At 30.1% G+C, this 17,033-nt stretch carries 16 protein-coding genes; 5 read left to right on the top strand and 11 right to left on the bottom strand.

From position 1 onward, the window contains the following. Positions 1-9 precede the first annotated feature (9 nt). Both FBF06_RS00715 and FBF06_RS00710 read left to right on the top strand, forming a co-directional pair. On the top strand, positions 10-864 hold the full coding sequence (locus FBF06_RS00715) for a metal ABC transporter ATP-binding protein (protein ID WP_002867806.1): 855 nt from the start codon (positions 10-12) through the stop codon (positions 862-864). After that, entirely contained in the window at positions 857-1,660 is an 804-nt protein-coding gene (locus FBF06_RS00710; protein ID WP_002867807.1) for a metal ABC transporter permease, read from the top strand. The genes FBF06_RS00715 and FBF06_RS00710 overlap by 8 nt, the downstream gene beginning before the upstream one ends. Here the strand turns inward: FBF06_RS00710 and FBF06_RS00705 are convergent. From FBF06_RS00705 to FBF06_RS00655, 11 genes are all read right to left on the bottom strand, one after another. Continuing rightward, positions 1,649-2,980 (bottom strand): McrC family protein, encoded by a 1,332-nt coding sequence (locus FBF06_RS00705; RefSeq protein WP_052781275.1) that lies wholly within the window; start codon positions 2,978-2,980, stop codon positions 1,649-1,651. The genes FBF06_RS00710 and FBF06_RS00705 overlap by 12 nt on opposite strands. Further along, the gene (locus FBF06_RS00700; protein ID WP_168977491.1) at positions 2,977-4,896 is read right to left on the bottom strand and encodes an AAA family ATPase; all 1,920 of its coding nucleotides are present in this window, start codon (positions 4,894-4,896) and stop codon (positions 2,977-2,979) included. The genes FBF06_RS00705 and FBF06_RS00700 overlap by 4 nt, the downstream gene beginning before the upstream one ends. Positions 4,897-5,016: 120 nt before the next feature. After that, positions 5,017-5,439, bottom strand: a complete 423-nt coding sequence (gene rimP / locus FBF06_RS00695; protein ID WP_168977490.1) for a ribosome maturation factor RimP — start codon at positions 5,437-5,439, stop codon at positions 5,017-5,019. Further along, positions 5,429-5,791, bottom strand: coding sequence for a 30S ribosome-binding factor RbfA (gene rbfA, locus FBF06_RS00690; protein WP_002778650.1), 363 nt, complete (start codon positions 5,789-5,791; stop codon positions 5,429-5,431). Before rbfA ends, rimP begins: the two co-directional genes overlap by 11 nt. Continuing rightward, positions 5,788-8,403, bottom strand: a complete 2,616-nt coding sequence (infB, locus tag FBF06_RS00685; RefSeq protein ID WP_002867809.1) for a translation initiation factor IF-2 — start codon at positions 8,401-8,403, stop codon at positions 5,788-5,790. The genes rbfA and infB overlap by 4 nt, the downstream gene beginning before the upstream one ends. Continuing rightward, positions 8,390-8,647, bottom strand: coding sequence for a YlxR family protein (locus tag FBF06_RS00680; RefSeq protein ID WP_002859353.1), 258 nt, complete (start codon positions 8,645-8,647; stop codon positions 8,390-8,392). The genes infB and FBF06_RS00680 overlap by 14 nt, the downstream gene beginning before the upstream one ends. 24 nt (positions 8,648-8,671) lie before the next feature. Then, entirely contained in the window at positions 8,672-9,550 is an 879-nt protein-coding gene (gene thrB / locus FBF06_RS00675) for a homoserine kinase (RefSeq protein ID WP_002851909.1), read from the bottom strand. 8 nt (positions 9,551-9,558) lie between these two features. Further along, complete coding sequence (locus tag FBF06_RS00670) at positions 9,559-9,960, bottom strand: tRNA (adenosine(37)-N6)-threonylcarbamoyltransferase complex dimerization subunit type 1 TsaB (protein ID WP_002851789.1); 402 nt, start codon at positions 9,958-9,960, stop codon at positions 9,559-9,561. A 38-nt stretch (positions 9,961-9,998) separates the two neighbouring features. Further along, positions 9,999-10,883, bottom strand: a complete 885-nt coding sequence (gene lpxC, locus FBF06_RS00665) for a UDP-3-O-acyl-N-acetylglucosamine deacetylase (protein WP_002869857.1) — start codon at positions 10,881-10,883, stop codon at positions 9,999-10,001. Further along, positions 10,883-12,256: a M23 family metallopeptidase gene (locus FBF06_RS00660; RefSeq protein ID WP_002876253.1), complete on the bottom strand. Its 1,374-nt coding sequence runs from the start codon at positions 12,254-12,256 to the stop codon at positions 10,883-10,885. Before FBF06_RS00660 ends, lpxC begins: the two co-directional genes overlap by 1 nt. A gap of 79 nt (positions 12,257-12,335) precedes the next feature. Beyond that, positions 12,336-13,163, bottom strand: coding sequence for a prephenate dehydrogenase (locus tag FBF06_RS00655; RefSeq protein WP_002851653.1), 828 nt, complete (start codon positions 13,161-13,163; stop codon positions 12,336-12,338). Between the two features lie 76 nt (positions 13,164-13,239). Between FBF06_RS00655 and bamA the strand changes: the two genes are divergently transcribed. Genes bamA through accD form a run of 3 tightly spaced genes read left to right on the top strand, consistent with a single transcriptional unit; the run spans position 13,240 to position 17,032 of the window. Beyond that, entirely contained in the window at positions 13,240-15,459 is a 2,220-nt protein-coding gene (gene bamA / locus FBF06_RS00650) for an outer membrane protein assembly factor BamA (RefSeq protein ID WP_032591613.1), read from the top strand. Next, positions 15,459-16,181 carry an inositol monophosphatase family protein gene (locus tag FBF06_RS00645; RefSeq protein ID WP_002859348.1) on the top strand — a complete coding sequence of 241 codons (723 nt, stop codon included), beginning with the start codon at positions 15,459-15,461 and terminating at the stop codon, positions 16,179-16,181. The genes bamA and FBF06_RS00645 overlap by 1 nt, the downstream gene beginning before the upstream one ends. Positions 16,182-16,189: 8 nt before the next feature. Further along, positions 16,190-17,032, top strand: coding sequence for an acetyl-CoA carboxylase, carboxyltransferase subunit beta (gene accD, locus FBF06_RS00640; RefSeq protein ID WP_002860597.1), 843 nt, complete (start codon positions 16,190-16,192; stop codon positions 17,030-17,032). The last annotated feature ends 1 nt before the right edge of the window (position 17,033 follow it).

Raw genomic sequence — 17,033 nt, 5'->3', positions numbered from 1 at the left:
GGTTTTTTGATGCTTTTTTTTGAAATTTCTAATCTAAACTACGCTTATGATAATGAAATCATCTTAAAAAACATCAATCTTAGCTATGACAATAAAGACTTTCTCTCTATCATAGGTCCAAATGGTGCAGGAAAATCAACACTCGTAAAACTTATCTTAGGACTTTTAAAATCCAAAAATGAAATCCATTTCAAAGCTCTTCAAAGAAAAGAAATAGGCTATGTTCCTCAACACACTCTAGCCAATCCTAATTTTTGTCCAAGAGTACTTGAAATCGTTCTTATGGGACTTGTAAGTAAAAAAATTTTTGGTTTTTATGAGAAAAAAGATAAAGAAAAAGCTATGCAAGCTTTAAAAAGTGTAGGAATGGAAAAATTTTGGAACAAAACAATTGATTCTCTAAGCGGAGGACAAAGACAACGTGTTTTTATCGCAAGAGCCTTAGCTAGTGAATGTAAGATGCTTATTTTAGATGAACCTACCGCAAGCGTTGATAACAAGTCTGCTATACAAATTTTTGAACTTCTAAGCTCTTTGCACCAAAAAGGCATGGGAATTTTACTCATTTGTCACGATATCAACCTTGTATTAGCTTATAGCGATAAAATTGCACATTTAAACAAAGAACTTTTCTTACATACCAACACTAAAGAAAAAGAAAAAAGTTCATTTTTAAAACATTTATACGAAAACCACTCTCATTTTTGTGATGTAGAAATGAGTTTAAATACTTGTTTTTGCGATGAAGAAAATTGCGATAGTAAAAAACTATGCGAACAAGAATTTACAAGAAGAAATTTGAAAAAAACAGAATTTAAAAAAGAAAATTTTTGTTTAAAATTTTCAAAGGAAAATAATGCTTGAAATTTTAAATTTCACTTTTTTTCAAAACGCTTTACTAGGAGCGATTTTAGTCAGTATAGCTTGTGGGATCATAGGCACTTTGGTGATGATAAATCGCCTTTTTTCTATGGCTGGAGGTATAACACATGGGGCTTTTGGTGGTATAGGTATAGCTTTTTATTTCTCTTTGCCTATTTTATTAAGCACGGGAATATTTACTTTATTTTTGGCTTTTTTAGTAGCTTTTTTAGCTAAACACTATGAACACAGAAGTGATAGTATTATCGCTGTAATATGGGCTTTTGGAATGGCTGTTGGGATTATTTTAATCGATTTAAGCCCTAGTTATAACACAGATTTAATGGCTTATCTTTTTGGGAGCATTTTGGCTGTAGGAACACAAGATTTATGGCTTATGGCTTTGGTTGATAGCATGGTGGTGCTTTTGATCTTTTTATTTTATAGACAATTTGAAGCATTAAGCTTTGATGCGGAATTTGCAAAAGTTCGTGGTATCAATACAAGTTTTTTTCATTATCTTTTAATCGCCCTTATGGCTTTTTGCATAGTTATTTCCATACGCCTTGTAGGGCTTATTTTAGTTATGGCTTTACTTAGTATACCAAGCTTTATTGCTGAAAATTTTACCAAAAGACTTGGCTTTATCATGATTTTGGCAAGTTTTTTAAGTATGATTTTTTGTGTTTTAGGACTTATACTTAGCTATTATCTTAATCTCTCAAGCGGTGCTTGCATCATAGCTGTAGCTTGTTTTGGTTTTTTAGTGCATTTGATAGGCAAATTTTTAAAAAGGTAAGGGTGCGAAAAACACTTGCACTTTTATATCTTTTTGCCCTTGTTCTTTAAAATACAAATGTTCGCTTGCCTTAAAAACAAAAAATTTTTCTGCGATTTTTCTTTGTAAATCTTGAGTTTTTTCACATAAAGGATACACAAGTTTAATATCATAAATTTTAAATTTGCAAGCATAAGCAAACATTTGATACAAATCGCTTTGTTCTATACCCTGTTTTTTCTCATCTTCACTATCATTTGGAATTTTCCATTTGGTATCTAGGATCATTTTATTTTCTATATATAAATCAGGCTTTAACATGAAACAATTTTCATCATTTTTTGAGATTAAATACTTTCCATTGTTTTGAACTTTAATATCTTGAGCTGGATTTACTTTTTTTAGCATATAAGCTACATAATCTTCAAAAATTTTCTCCATAGGAAAAAGCAAAGCAAAAGCTTCATTTTTACCATGATAAGGCATAAAACCTTCATTTTTTAAGAAAATTTTACACCATAAAAGCAAGTTTTCATAATAATCAAAATGTCTTGAAATTTTATAGCTAAAATCTTTTTCATAATTTTTAGAAAATTCTACCTCATCAAGCATTTGCATGGCTTTTATAAGTCTAAATTTATTCAAACTTGTTTTTGATTTTAAAAAATTTAGCGTTGATTTTATCAAACGATTGGGTGCTATATCTAAAACAAACTCATCATTGCTTGTAAAAAATCTTTCTTTGTGTATCAAATTTCGCTTGATATGCTCGTTAAATAGTAATTTTCCCTTCAAAAAAGCCCTATTTTCTTCGCAACTTAGATAAGATCTCATCAAGCCTTTTTTATATACGCTATCAAATTCATCTAAAAACATAGTGATAAACACTTCAAATAAAGGAATTTTAGAACTTTGCAAAGATGAAATTTGCGATTTTTTAAAGGGGGAGTTTTTTAAGGTTTTTAGCATATTTATCAAAAGATTTTTAGGATTAAATTTAAAATCTTTTTCATAAAAATCATTATTTTTAGAAATATTGTCTAATTCATAACATCTTCTTAGTTTTTCTTTGTCATGATTTGAAGAACTATCTTCTTTTTTATAACTATCTAAATTCGTGCATTTTGGCAAAATCTCCAAAACCCCGCTTTTAGTCTGTATAATGCCGACATAATTTTTAGCTTTTAAGGAATTTTTGTTTTTAAAGCCTAGAAGATTTTCATTATTTTTTGCAAAGTCTTCTAGCTCTTTATAAAACCCTTCGGCCTTTTCTTTGAAAATTTCTTTTAAATCTTCTTTAGAAAAAGCTTGGTATTCGATGATGGAAAAAGTGCTATTCATTTTCGTTTTTTTAATTTATTTGCTATTTCATCATTATAAATTGCTTGATATATTTCTATTTTATCCCAAATTTTATCATCAAATGAAGCAATATTATAAATACTTCTCTCGCTATTAACACTATCTAGATTTTTTATTTTTTGAAGATATTTATCATCTTTTTTATCTTCAAAAATCATACCATTATCATTTAAAACCTCATTAATCAAAGCATAATCATTATAAAAATACTCTTGCAAAAGCGGAATAATTTTATTTTGAAAAACTTTTTTTAAATCTTCTAAATTTTCAACACTTACAAAAAATGCATGACCTATGGTTTTTTCTCTATCTAGTAAATATTCTATACGAGTGTTTATAGCTTTTAATAATTCTTGTAAATTAATACCTTCACAATCCATAGATAATTTGCTCACATCAGGCATCATCTCAATAAATTCAAATCTTCTTCTTAAAGCTGTATCAAGAGAAGTTATGCTTCTATCGGCTGTATTCATAGTACCTATGATATAAACATTTTTAGGTACTCCAAATTCTTTGCCACTATAAGGCAAAGTCACTTTTAACTCTTCTTTTTCACCTATCCTTTTGCTAGCTTCTATCAAGGTTATAAGCTCACCAAAAATCTTACTTACATTACCACGATTGATTTCATCGATGATGATTATATAAGGTTTTAATTCTGGCTTTTCACTAGGATTATTATCTACTTTATAATCTTGTTCTCGTTCTTTAAACAATTTAACTAGCTGAAAATAGTAACTATCGATTTGTCTTCTATGTTTATTATTTAAAATTTGCTTAATGCTTCTTCCGTTTATAATCTTATCTTTATTTTCCAAAAGCGTTTTAAAAATTTCTAAATTTAAATACAAATTTGCATTAGTATCATCTGTGATAATTCTATATTTTTCATTATATTCTTCTAATTTAAATCCACCACTTTGAATTTTTTCTATAAATTTTTGTTGATCTACTAATTCATCTAAAAAAATTTCTATTTTGTTTTCTAAATCTTCACTCTTTACAAATTCTTCTTGTGTTAATAAAGATACTTTGTAATTATCCAAAGCTTTTTTACAAAGTTCTTTAAAAATTCCGTCTTTTATTTCGTATTCTACTTCCTTAGAATTTTCTTTGCTATCTATGCGAGGCTTTATGCCTTCTACAAATTCTTCATATCCATAGCTTTGATGAAAAGTGGTAAAAACTATTTGTCCATTTTTTACATACTCATCAAATTTTGCTTTTTTCTCATCTCTGTTTTCTAAATTTTCACCTAAAATTTCTAAAGCTTTATCTATAGTATGATAAGTTTTTCCTGTCCCTGGAGGCCCATAAAGAATTTGATTTAAAGGCATATTTTTATTTTCCATTTTACTTGATATTTGTTGCACATTATTTTCCACTTCTAAGCTTTTACTTTCAAGCGTATTAATATTTATATCTTGAATCTCATTTAGAGGTAATTCTTTAAACCATTGCATATTTAAAATAATTTTATCCATAATTAAATTAATATCATTGCTTAAATTTGAATAATTATAAACTTGATGATTAAATTGTGCATTATACTCATCGACTTTATTTCTTGCTAAATAATTGACTGTCTTATCTTCACTTTCTCCAATACAAACAACAATTTCTCTATTTTCTCTTTTTATACCACAATACACATAAACACCATAAGAAGCTTTATATTCTTGAGTATCCATTCTTATAAATATAATCCATGGGATTTTAGCTACATTTCCTTTTCCATAACTCAAATCAACGTAAAAATCATATTTTTTAAAAAAATTAAAATTAACTACCTCATCTTTAGATGACAATTTGTTCCCATTGTAAGCATTGTGAAAAAAATCTACTAAATACTTTTTAAACCTCTTTTTATCATCAGATGACAATACAATCATAATATATCCTTTATTTTTGATAATTTAAAATTATTATCCAAATATTACAAAATAAACCTGACTATTATATATATTACTTTATATTAGACTTTAATTCAAAAAGATAAGTAAAACTAAATTTTACCATATAATGAAAGTTCTAGCTTTTTTTATATCATTAAAATTTATAGTAGTTTTTTCTTGAGTTTCTAAATTTTCTAAGATGATATTTTCATCATCTACAGCAATGATTTTTGCTTCGAATTTTTCTTTTTCATTGGTTGCAATCTTCACAAGTTCACCTATACTTTTAGCAAAGTGTTCTATCTTGCTAAGTTTTCTTTCAAGTCCTGGTGAAGATACTTCTAAAAAATACTCCCCATTTACAGGTGGCTCTACATCAAAAATAGGCGATAAAATTTCACTAAACCTTGCACAATCATCAAGATTTACCCCGCCTTCTTTTTGTACATAAATTCTATAAATTTTTCTGCCATTTTCACTTACTAGCTCATCATCATAAAAACTAAGTCCTGCTTCTTTGCAAAGGGCTTCAAGATTCATTTTTATCCTTTTTTATTTTTTCAAAAAGTGCATCCATATGGTTTTGATACTCAAGTCTATCATCAAATTTAAAATGAAAATTCGGACACCTATACCAACCCTGCTCACTCATGCAGTAATTTTGCAAAGCTCTACTTGCCTTTTTTAAAGAAGATAAAATTTTTTCTTGCTCATGAACATTAAAAAACATCTTATCAAGATACACAAAAGCATCGTATCTGCCTTTTTTACACTCTACATCCACTACACACAAATTTTTCAAATTTTCATCATCTAAATTTGCTAAAGCTTCAGGGATCAGCTCTTTTAAGATACTTTCAGTGCGTAGTTTTTTAATCTCACTTGGGTTCATAGACTTGCTTGTTCCTCTACTTCTTTATAGCTTTCTATATAATCACCCACTCTCATATCATCACACCCTTCTATACCTACGCCACATTCATAGCCTTTTGCCACTTCTTTAGCATCATCTTTAAAGCGTTTGAGTGAACTCACATTGCCTTCATAAACCACAACTCCATCACGGATAAGACGAATTTTAGCTCCACGGTTAATCACCCCTTCAGTTACCATACAACCTGCAATTTGTCCGATTTTTGGTACATTGATCACTTGTCTAATCTCTGCTTGTCCTAATTGCTCTTCAGAAATAATCGGGCTCATCATACCACCAAGTAAGGCTTTTACATCGTCTAAAAGATTATAAATTACATTATAAGTTTTAATTTCTACGCCTTTATCCTTAGCACGCTCTTTAACTTCCCCTGTTGGGCGTATGTTAAAACCTAGTACTATAGAGTTTTCACTCGCACTTGCAAGCTCTATATCACTTTGCGTGATTCCTCCTACTCCACTATGAATGATATTCACTTTAATCTCATCATTTCTAAGTTTTTCTAAACTTGCCTTTAAGGCTTCTAAAGATCCTTGCACATCAGCTTTTAAAATAACAGGCAAGGCTTTTAGATTGCCTTCTTTAATCTTAGCTCCAAGCTCATCAATGCTAACTTTAGTAGATTTACTAAGTTCTTTTTGGCGATTGTATTCGTGGCGTTTATTAGCGTATTCTCTTGCTTCTTTATCGGTTTTTACTGCAATTAAAATTTCACCTGCATCTGCTACTTCACTAAGTCCTACGATAACCCCACATTCACCTGGTTTGATTTCTTTTAAAGCTTTACCTTGATCATCGCTCATCGCACGCACTTTTCCATAAGCCTCGCCTGCAACCACAGTACTTCCTACAGTAAGTGTTCCATTTTGCACGATAATAGTAGCTACCGCACCACGCCCTTTTTGCACAGAACTTTCTATAATGCTTGCTTTAGCAAAACTTTTTGGATTGGCTTTAAGTTCTAAAATATCAGCTTGTAAAAGCACGATTTCAAGCAAATCTTCAATCCCCATTCCTGTTTTAGCCGAAACTCCTACAAATTCATAAGATCCGCCCCATTCTACTGGCATGATTTCCATTTCTGCGAGTTGAGTTTTTACCATATCGGGATTTGCTGCTTCTTTATCCATTTTATTAATAGCAATAATAATAGGCACACCTGCTGCTTTAGCATGATTTATCGCTTCTTTAGTTTGTGGTTTTACCCCATCATCTGCGGCTACAACGATGATTACAATATCAGTGATACTTGCACCCCTTGCACGCATAGCAGTAAAAGCTTCGTGACCTGGAGTATCAATAAAAGTAATTTTACGTCCATTTTTTTCTACCATATAAGCACCCACGTGCTGAGTAATACCCCCTGCTTCACCACTTGCAACGCGTGATTTTCTAATATAATCTAACAAAGAAGTTTTACCATGATCAACATGCCCCATGATGGTAATCACAGGTGCTCTAGTCACTAAATCTTTTTCATCAGTCTCTTCTTCATAGTCTTTTACATAATCAAACTCATCAGCCTCGTTAATGATATTGATCTCTATACCAAATTCAGCAGCCAAAATTTCAATCGCATCTTCATCTAAGAAATCATTTTTTGTTGTCATCATTCCAAGCATGAAAAGTTTTGAAATCACTTCACTAGTGCTTTTTCCTATCTTATCAGCGAATTCATACACACGAATTTCTTTAGAAATAGCAACGCTACCTACTTCTTCTACTTCCTTTTTTTCAATCTTTTTAGATGGTTTTTTACGACTTCTTCTTTGAATTCCACCTTCAAGCCCAAAACCCGCAGAATTTCCAACAGCTTGTCTTATAAAATTAGGTTGTTTTTTATTGATATTTTGTGGTTTTTCTTGTTCTTTTACACTAAAATCAGGTAATACTACCTCATCTTCATCATCTAAAGAAATATCACCAAAATCATGTTCATCTAAAAAATTCATTTTTTCGGTACTTTCTTTTTTACTCGCAACAAAAGATTTTTTTTCTTTTTTCTTTTTCTTTAAACTCTCATCAGCATTTGAAAACATAGTTTTTAAACTTAAGCGCTCTTCATTATTGATAGATATATCATTTGAATTTTTTACTTCTTCTTTTTTAACTTGAATTTCTTCTTCGTCTTTTTTCTTTTTAACAATAACAAGTCCGCGTCTTTTGGCTAAAGTTGCACTAGCAAGGCTTTGTGGCTTATGAGCATCAATAATTTCTTGTTTTTCTTCCTCTTTTGCATTTTCTTTTTCAATTTTTAATTCTTCTTTTTTAACTTCTTGTTTAAGCTTTTCTTCTTTTTTAGGTTCTTTTTTTTCAGATTCATTTAGCTTTTCTTGTTCTTTTATATTTTCTTTTTTAGGCTTTTTTGCCGTAGGAGTTTTGATATTTTTCTTAAAAGCTTCTGGAATTTCTCTTGTTTGTATATACTCATAAATAGCTGCCGCAATCTCAGGTTCTACAGCATTTGATGCTGTTTTAATTCCAAGTCCTAATTCATTTGCCTTTTCAATAATTTCCTTACTATCATAACCTAATTCTTTTGCGATTTCATGAATTCTAATCTTTGCCATTTAAAAATATCTCCTTAAGTCCTTGCTGAGTAATTTTAGTATTTAAATTTTTACATATTTTAGAAAATGCTTTTTGTAAGACTTTATCTTCTCTCTCAATACAATTTTGACATAAATATCCGCTTCTTCCATGTTCTGCTTTAGGCACAATATCTCCTAAAACAACTTTAAATCTAAATAACATATTTTGCTCAAAGCGGTTTTTACACACTATGCACATTCTAATTGGTATATGTTTTTTCAAAATTATATCTTTTTTTTATATTTTTTAGCAAATTTCAAAGCCATTATCATCAAATTCTAAATATTGCACACGAAAATCTTTAAATTTTGTTTGTATTTTCTTTGCCAAAGCTAAAGCGTCATCTTTAAAAGCTAAAGAAAAAAAGCTCGATCCCGAACCTGAAAGTGTGCTCATTAAAGCTTTATTTTCTAAGGCAAATTTTTGCACTTCAAAAAGCTCGGGTAAGTTTTTCATACGATTGATTTCATGGAGCTTATCTTGACTTGCAAATTTTAAAAATTCATATTTTTTCTCCAAAAAACAAGCGGTTAAAAATGAAGCATGAGAAAGGTTGAAAACCGCATCATTAAAACTTAAATTTTTGGCCAAAGCTTGGCGTGATTGTTCCGTGCTCATTGCCAAATTTGGGATCACAACCACAGCAGCTAAATCTTTATCAATCTCTTTTTTGATACTATAAACTTTATTTTTTTCAACCAAAGAACACACAAAACCACCAAGAGTAGCTGGAGCGATATTATCTGGATGGTTTTCATAAATTAAAGCTTCATCTAAAATACGTTCTTTTTCTACCTTAAATCCACTCATATAATAAGCACTGGCAATAGCTCCAACAATCACAGCTGAAGAGCTTCCTAATCCTCTTGAAAGAGGAATGTTATTTTGAAAAATAAAACGAAAATTATCTTTTTTTCCGCTTAGTTTTTCATAAATTTCATAAAAAATATTTACAAATATATTGTTTTTTTTAAGAAAAATATTATCACTTCCCTCGCCTCCAATACTAATGCTAAAAACACCTGATTTTTGGATTTGAGTTTCATTAAAAAGCTTTAAACTAAGTCCTAAACAATCAAAACCTGGCCCTAAATTCGCACTCGTAGCTGGAACTAAAATTTTCAAATTTCATCCTAAATTGCATCTAAAAAATAAAAGGGAAGATTATCATTATTTAGTTTAAGCTCTTGTAAATTTTTTGGTAAAAAAAACTCTGCTGGGATATTTTGTTCTAAACAAATTTCACCTTCCTTATATACAAAACAAAAATTTTTATTTGCACTTATGGGTTTATAGCCATTTAATTCAAAAGCACTCACCGCAAATAAAGGAATATTTTTTACTATACTTAAAGTACTCAAACTTACATAAGAAATTTTAATCCCCATATAAGAACCTGGACCATTAGCATAGATTAAACTTGTAAAATCATATTCTTTAAGCAATTCATCTAAAATTTTTGGTAAAAATTCGCTTGCTTTTTCTTCACTTTTATAAGTTTTTATAAGTTTATCATCTTGATAAATTCCGATCATTAAAGGCTTAGATAAAGTATTAAGTAAAAGAGAAGTTTTTATGCAAATACCTTTTCATAAGCTTTTTGGGTTGTTTTTTCAAGGCTTACAATTTCATAAGCATCTTTATCTTTTAAAACTTCTTTAGTAAGTAAATGATTTAAATGATGACTCCCAGCATATGAAGTATAATCTCCAAAAACACGATATCCAAGTAAGGTTAAATCTCCAATTGCATCTAAAATTTTATGTCTTACAAACTCATCTTTGAAACGCAAACCCTCAGGATTTAAAATACGATTTTCATCTACTACTATAGTATTTTCTAAACTTCCACCTAGTGCTAAATTCATACTCCTAAGAGCTTGAACATCTTTTAAAAAACCAAAAGTTCTAGCCCTTGCTATGTTTTCTATATAATTTTTTTTGCTGAATTCAAAATTGTAACTTTGTTCACCTATGACAGCATTGTCAAATTTAATTGTGTAATTAATACGGGGTTCTTTAGTAGGAGTTAAACGCACAAATTTATTACCATCTCTTACTTCTATAGGCTTTTTAATTACCATAATTTTTTTAGGCACATCAAGTTCTTTTACCCCTGCTTCATCAAGCATCATACAAAAACTAATACTTGATCCATCCATAACAGGAGCTTCATTTGCATTTAAAACAATGCGTACATTATCGATTCCATAAGCATTAATCGCACTCATTAAATGCTCTATTGTAGAAATAAACCCTCTTTCATCTCCTAAAACAGTTGCCATTTGAGTATTGATCACATTTTCAGGACTTGCCTTATAGCTTGCATTAAGATCACTTCTAAAAAATACTATACCACTATTTGCTTCTAAAGGCTCTAAAGTAATTTCTATGGGTTCACCCTTATGAAGTCCTATACCTACGCCTTTGACAGTTTTTGCTAAAGTTAATTGTTTCATTAATTTTTTCCTAAAATTATCTTTTTACCATCATTTAAAACATTGTAAATATTATTTTCTATCCATTTTTTATCTTGCCATTGTTCAGGACGCGTTTCAACCCCTTGAACCAAAACTCCAAAATGCAAATGATCGCCTAAGGCTAAACCACTTGTTCCTGTTTTGCCTATAATGCTTTGTTTATTAATCATTTCATCTAAATCAACATTTTTAGAAGAACAGTGCCCATAAAGACTATATACTCCAAAACCATGATAAACAATTAAATTTAAACCATAAATTCCATTTTCAGCAGCAAAAACAACCTTGCCTGCGTTATTACTTATGATAGGAGCTTGTGCTACGCTTGCTAGATCAAGCCCCATATGATAAGAATCACTCACAAATTGCCCATTATAAGAATAATACCTATGATCAGCAAAATCCGCTACTTTCATACCATTTTTAAGAGGTAAAAATAAATTCAAATCAAAATTATCAATTTTTTCCTCAGGTACTTTTGAAGTGATTTCATGGATAAGTTTTTCATTGCTATTTCTTAAAGTTTCATTGACAAACTTAAATTTTTCATAACGATTGAGATTATTATCTTTTGGAGCGTACTGATTTGCTAAATTCTCAATCTTTCCATCTAAAAATTTATCCGTTAGATTGATATTTGAAACACGATATTTACGATTAACAAAATAATACCTTATACGTTCTTTTGAAATATTGCCCGCTTTATCCGTAGCGATAACAAATGCACGAAATTCCTCATCTCTTGCATCCCAAGCAATCAAAGCCGCATAATATCCTTCTTTTACATAAGGTGTGGCTTTAAAGATTTTACCTTTATTTGTTTCTATATACACCTTATCTAAATTAGCATCATCAGCCTTAAAAACAACTGCCCCAGCACCACCTTGCTCGATTTGGTAAGAATTGCTTATGATATTGATTTTTGGAGCCGTATTATCTACTAATACCGCAATTTGTTTTCTTGCTTCATTGCCACTAAAAAAATTCCAAAAACTAGAATCTTTAGCTATCGCCTCCAAAACAAAAGATTTTACATTTTCTTTGTAACCAAATTTTGGCAAAGCAACTTGTAAGGTAATATCTTTTAAATTAGAAATCTTTTCATCTGCTATAACCATTGCACTAGTATTGTCGTCTTTATGCAATATAATTTGTACGTTTTTGATAGAACTTTCATCATCTTTAATATGCACTAAAATAGGTTTTTTAAGATCAGTATATACAACATCTGGCATTAAAATTTGAGGAGGATTTTTTTCAAAAATACTTAATCTTGAAATAAAAAAAATCAAAATTGCTATTAAAACTAAAATTAAAACAGATAAATAAGTTTTGCCTTTTCTTTTTGCCATAACCTTCCTTAAAAATTTTCAATGTTTTTGTTGCTTTTAATATAAATTCTATTATATTTTCAGTAAATATCTAGCAAATTTATAAAATTTCTCTTAGGGTATTAGCCTGTTTCATCCATTCTCTTAATTCATCGTTTTTGTCTAATTGTATCATTTGTTTACATCTCTCTAATTCTTGTTGAAAAAAATCAATAGAACTTAATAAGTTATCTTTATTTTGTAAAAAAATACTTTCCCACATTTGTGGCGATGATTTGGCAATTCTGCTCATACCTTTAAAAGATCCTCCGGCTAAATGAACAATATTTCTTTTATCTTCTTCCTTCATTACAAAATTTGCCAAAGAAAAACTTATAACATGAGGCAAATGAGAAATAATAGCAGCATGATGATCATGGGCTTTACTATCCATAAAAACAATTTTCATCCCTAAATGAGAAAAAATTTCTACCGCTCTTTTTTGATGTAAATCATCAGCTATTTCACTATCACAAAGAACACAAACTGCATCTTTATAAAGCTCTTTAAAAGCTGCTTTTGGACCTGAATTTTCAGTTCCTGTCATAGGATGAGCAAAAAGAGTTTGTTTGATTAAATTCTTAGGCAAACTTTCTATAATTTTTCTTTTTGTACTTCCAAGCTCTATAATTGTTACATTAGAAGGCAAATCAACTAACTTTTGTAAAATTTCTATAATAGCATCAACAGGAGTTGCGACAAAAATCATATCACATAAAGCTAAATCTTTAAATTCTATAAGCTCATGAATAAGACCTAATTGCAGGGCATCTTTTTCATTTTCTTTGCTTAAATCCATACCATAAACACAAGAAATAAGCTTATTTTCTTTCAAACAAAGCCCTAAAGATCCACCCATAAGCCCAAGCCCTATAATTGCTATTTTCATACTTTCTACCTTAGTTTTTTTGTTAAATTTTTTTTGCTATTATACAGCTTTTAATAAAGCTTTAGGTAAAAAATCAATGAAAAAACATCTTATTAGTATTTGTGCTTTAGTTGCTATGGCCAATGCAGCAACCATTAAAAATATTAAATTTATCGGATTAAATCATTTATCGAACACAAGCGCTATAAATATCGCGGGGCTTAAAATAGGCGAGGAAATAAATCCTGCAAAAATCAACACTGCTATTCTTAATCTTTATAAACAAAATTATTTCGAAAATATTGCAGTAGAAAACAACAATGGAATTTTGGAAATTATAGTTACTGAAAAACCAACTATAGCAAAGGTTAGTATAACAGGTATAGCTTCCAATGATAGAAAACAAGTTGAAAGTATTTTAGGGATTAAAAGAGGTACACTACTTGATGAAGGAAGTATAAAAGAAGCTATTGAACGCATTAAAGCTTATTATGAAGCAAAAAGTTATTTTGATACTATTGTAGAATACAAAAAAAAGACTTTAGAAAATACTGATGGACTAGAGCTTGAATTTATAGTAAATCGTGGCGAAAATATCATTATTGATAATGTTCATTTAAGTGGAGCCAAGAAATTTTCATATTCTGATATAGAACCTGCTGTTGTTAACAAAGAAAAAGAATTTATGGGATGGATGTGGGGACGCAATGATGGAAAATTAAAAGTTTTTGAACTTAGTAACGATAGTTCAAGAATTGCTGATGAATATATGAAAAAAGGATATTTAGATGTTCAAGTATCCTCCCCTTATCTTAAAACCTACACAGATACTTATCAAGCAAATTTGACTTATTTTATCAAAGAAGGAAAGCCTTATAAAATTAAAAGTATAAGCATAGAAAATCCTTTATTTGATGATAAGCAAAATGCACAAACCGTAAAAGATTTAAGATCAAGCGCTGGCAAAACTATCAATATCGAAGACATTAGAAAAGATGTTAAAACCATAGAAACACAAAGTGCTGATTTGGGTTATGCGTTTGTAGAAGTCTATCCTGATATTCAAAAAAATGATCAAACTCAAGAAGCCACCGTTGTATTTAAAGTAATCCCTCACGATAAAGTTTATATAAGAAATGTTATTATTTCAGGAAATTCACGCACCGTAGATCGCGTCATACGCCGAGAATTATATATAACAGAAGGTAATTTATACAATAGAACAGACTTAAGCGAGTCAAAAAATGCTTTAAAAAGAACTTCTTATTTTGACGATGTAAATATCAAAGAAGAAAAAGTTGATGATACACATATTGATTTGATTGTTGATGTTAAAGAAGCTTCTACAGGAGCTATTTCTGGAGGCATTGGCTATGGATCAAGCGATGGTATTTTGCTTAACGCTTCTTTATCGGATACAAATATCTTTGGTTCAGGAATAAAAAGCTCTGTAAGCGTAGATAAAAGCGATGATACTTTATCGGGAAGGATTAGTCTCGTAAATCCACGCGTTCTTGATAGTCAATATAGTCTGGGTGGAACACTTTATTCAAATGACTATGAATGGGATAATTATTCAGAAAAAAATTACGGCTTTGATATAACAGTTGGACGCCAATTTGCAAGATACTATAATGTAAGCTTAACTTATAATCTTGAACAAAGCGATATATATCACTTAAGTCCAACTCTTTTAAGAACAGGATATGAACTTGGCAAAAGTATTAAAAGCTCTATAACTCCAGCAATCACCTTTAACAATACAGATGATTATTATCTGCCACGATCAGGTATTATTGCTTCAACTAGTTTAGAATACGCTGGACTTGGCGGAGATCAAGAATTTATTTCATCAAGCTCTAAATTTAACTTTTATCAAGGTTTGCAAGACTATATAGGATATGATCTTATTTATCGCTATAAAGCGAGTTTTTATAAAGTATGGGATGAAGGTTATTTACCAATTAACCAAAGAATTTATTTAGGTGGTATTAGATCGATACGCGGTTTTGAAAGCAGAACAGTAAGTCCTAAAAATCAATGGGGAGATGAAATAGGCGGAACCATAGCTTTTGCCAATTCCGTAGAACTTAGTTTTCCTTTGATTGATAGAATCAAACTTCGTGGTAGCGTGTTTTTTGATTATGGTATGATAGGGCGTAAAAATTTAGATGAAATAAAAAGAATGAGTACAGGTATAGGCATTGAATGGATTACACCTATTGGACCTTTACAACTTGTATTTGCCAAACCTCTTAATGATAAAAAAGGTGATGATACTAATAGTTTTGAATTTAATCTTGGAACACGCTTTTAATGAAAGAATTTTTAGATGCTTGCTTGAATGCAAATTTGCAAATACGCAAGTATCTAAACAATATCCCACAAAATGATCTTAAACTTTGCTCTAAATTAGGCTATGATAAAAATCAAGGCTATGAGCTTGACTTAAAATGTGAACAAATTTTCATAAAATATCTTAGTTGTTTTGGACAAATTTTTTCTGAAGAAAGCGGATTGATCGGAAAAGCTAGCCCAAAACAAATGATTCTTGATCCTTTGGATGGAAGTTCAAATTTTGTTTCTAAAATACCATTTTATGGAACTTCTATAGCTCTTATGGAAAAAGATCAGGCAAAAAGTGCTTTTGTTTGCAATCTTGTCAGTCAAGAAATTTTTGCTTTTAAGAACAATCAAGCTTTTAAATCTAATCTTTCCGATCCAAAATACTCACCCTTAACACCTAATCTATTTCCTAAAATAGGTATAGTTGAAAAAATTTCATTTTATCCAGAACTTCTCGATTTTTTAACAAAAAATCAATTAAAATTTCGCTCTTTGGGTGCAACAGCCTTAAGTCTTGCTTATGCTTCGTATTTTAGTTTTGTATTAATTCTTGGAAAAACACGAATTTTTGATACAGCAGCTGCTTTAGCAATTCATCAAAATTTATATATAGAAAAAAATGAAAATTTCCTTCTCCTAAGCCAAGACAAAAAAATTTTTGATATAATCTTAGAATTTTTAAAAAATAATTAGGTGAATATATGAATTTTGCAGATATTTTTTCAAAAATAAGAAGACAACAACCTAGTATTAAAGAAGCTCCAAATCACTGGGTAAAATGCCAAAATTGTCATGCTTTGATGTATTATAAAGAAATAGAATCTTGTTTTAATGTTTGTCCTAAATGTAATTATCACATGAGAATTTCAGCTGATGAACGTATTAAACTTTTAAGCGATGAAGGCAGTTTTATTGAGTATGATGCAAATTTAGAAGCTATAGATCCTTTAAAATTTGTTGATAGCAAATCCTATAAAAAACGCCTTAGCGAAGGTGAAAGTAAAACAGGTAGAAAAAGTTCTGTCATCAGCGGAGAATGTGAAGTCAATGGTTTAAAAACCCAACTTGTTGTATTTGATTTTTCTTTTATGGGCGGATCTTTAGGTTCTGTTGAAGGAGAAAAAATCGTTAGAGCTATACAAAGAGCCATCACAAGCAAAACCCCTCTTGTCATCGTAAGTGCAAGCGGTGGAGCTAGAATGCAAGAAAGTACTTATTCTTTGATGCAAATGAGCAAAACTAGCGCCGCACTTAAACTTCTTAGCAAAGAAAAACTTCCTTATATTAGCATTTTAACTGATCCCACTATGGGTGGGGTAAGTGCTTCTTTTGCTTGGCTTGGAGATTTAATCATCGCTGAACCTGAAGCTTTAGTAGGTTTTGCTGGTGCAAGAGTTATCAAACAAACCATAGGAGCAGATTTACCTGAAGGTTTTCAAAAAGCAGAGTTCTTGTTAGAACATGGACTTATAGATGCCATAGTTGAAAGAGGAGAACAAAAACAATATCTTAGCGATGTACTAAAATTTTTTAGTGGAAAATAAT

Origin of the sequence: Campylobacter sp. CFSAN093227 (assembly GCF_012897855.1) — a bacterium.
Lineage (GTDB): Bacteria > Campylobacterota > Campylobacteria > Campylobacterales > Campylobacteraceae > Campylobacter_D > Campylobacter_D jejuni.
This window is presented reverse-complemented; position numbering and strand designations above follow the sequence as displayed.

Excerpts from the sequence above, each read along its gene's own strand:
- lpxC (WP_002869857.1), bottom strand. The coding sequence starts at position 10,883 with ATGAAACAATTAACTTTAGCAAAAACTGTCAAAGGCGTAGGTATAGGA.
- infB (WP_002867809.1), bottom strand. The coding sequence starts at position 8,403 with ATGGCAAAGATTAGAATTCATGAAATCGCAAAAGAATTAGGTTATGAT.
- FBF06_RS00655 (WP_002851653.1), bottom strand. The coding sequence starts at position 13,163 with ATGAAAATAGCAATTATAGGGCTTGGGCTTATGGGTGGATCTTTAGGG.
- FBF06_RS00660 (WP_002876253.1), bottom strand. The coding sequence starts at position 12,256 with ATGGCAAAAAGAAAAGGCAAAACTTATTTATCTGTTTTAATTTTAGTT.
- FBF06_RS00705 (WP_052781275.1), bottom strand. The coding sequence starts at position 2,980 with ATGAATAGCACTTTTTCCATCATCGAATACCAAGCTTTTTCTAAAGAA.
- FBF06_RS00715 (WP_002867806.1), top strand. The coding sequence starts at position 10 with ATGCTTTTTTTTGAAATTTCTAATCTAAACTACGCTTATGATAATGAA.
- bamA (WP_032591613.1), top strand. The coding sequence starts at position 13,240 with ATGAAAAAACATCTTATTAGTATTTGTGCTTTAGTTGCTATGGCCAAT.
- rimP (WP_168977490.1), bottom strand. The coding sequence starts at position 5,439 with ATGAATCTTGAAGCCCTTTGCAAAGAAGCAGGACTTAGTTTTTATGAT.
- FBF06_RS00710 (WP_002867807.1), top strand. The coding sequence starts at position 857 with ATGCTTGAAATTTTAAATTTCACTTTTTTTCAAAACGCTTTACTAGGA.
- rbfA (WP_002778650.1), bottom strand. The coding sequence starts at position 5,791 with ATGAACCCAAGTGAGATTAAAAAACTACGCACTGAAAGTATCTTAAAA.
- FBF06_RS00645 (WP_002859348.1), top strand. The coding sequence starts at position 15,459 with ATGAAAGAATTTTTAGATGCTTGCTTGAATGCAAATTTGCAAATACGC.
- FBF06_RS00670 (WP_002851789.1), bottom strand. The coding sequence starts at position 9,960 with ATGATCGGAATTTATCAAGATGATAAACTTATAAAAACTTATAAAAGT.
- FBF06_RS00700 (WP_168977491.1), bottom strand. The coding sequence starts at position 4,896 with ATGATTGTATTGTCATCTGATGATAAAAAGAGGTTTAAAAAGTATTTA.
- accD (WP_002860597.1), top strand. The coding sequence starts at position 16,190 with ATGAATTTTGCAGATATTTTTTCAAAAATAAGAAGACAACAACCTAGT.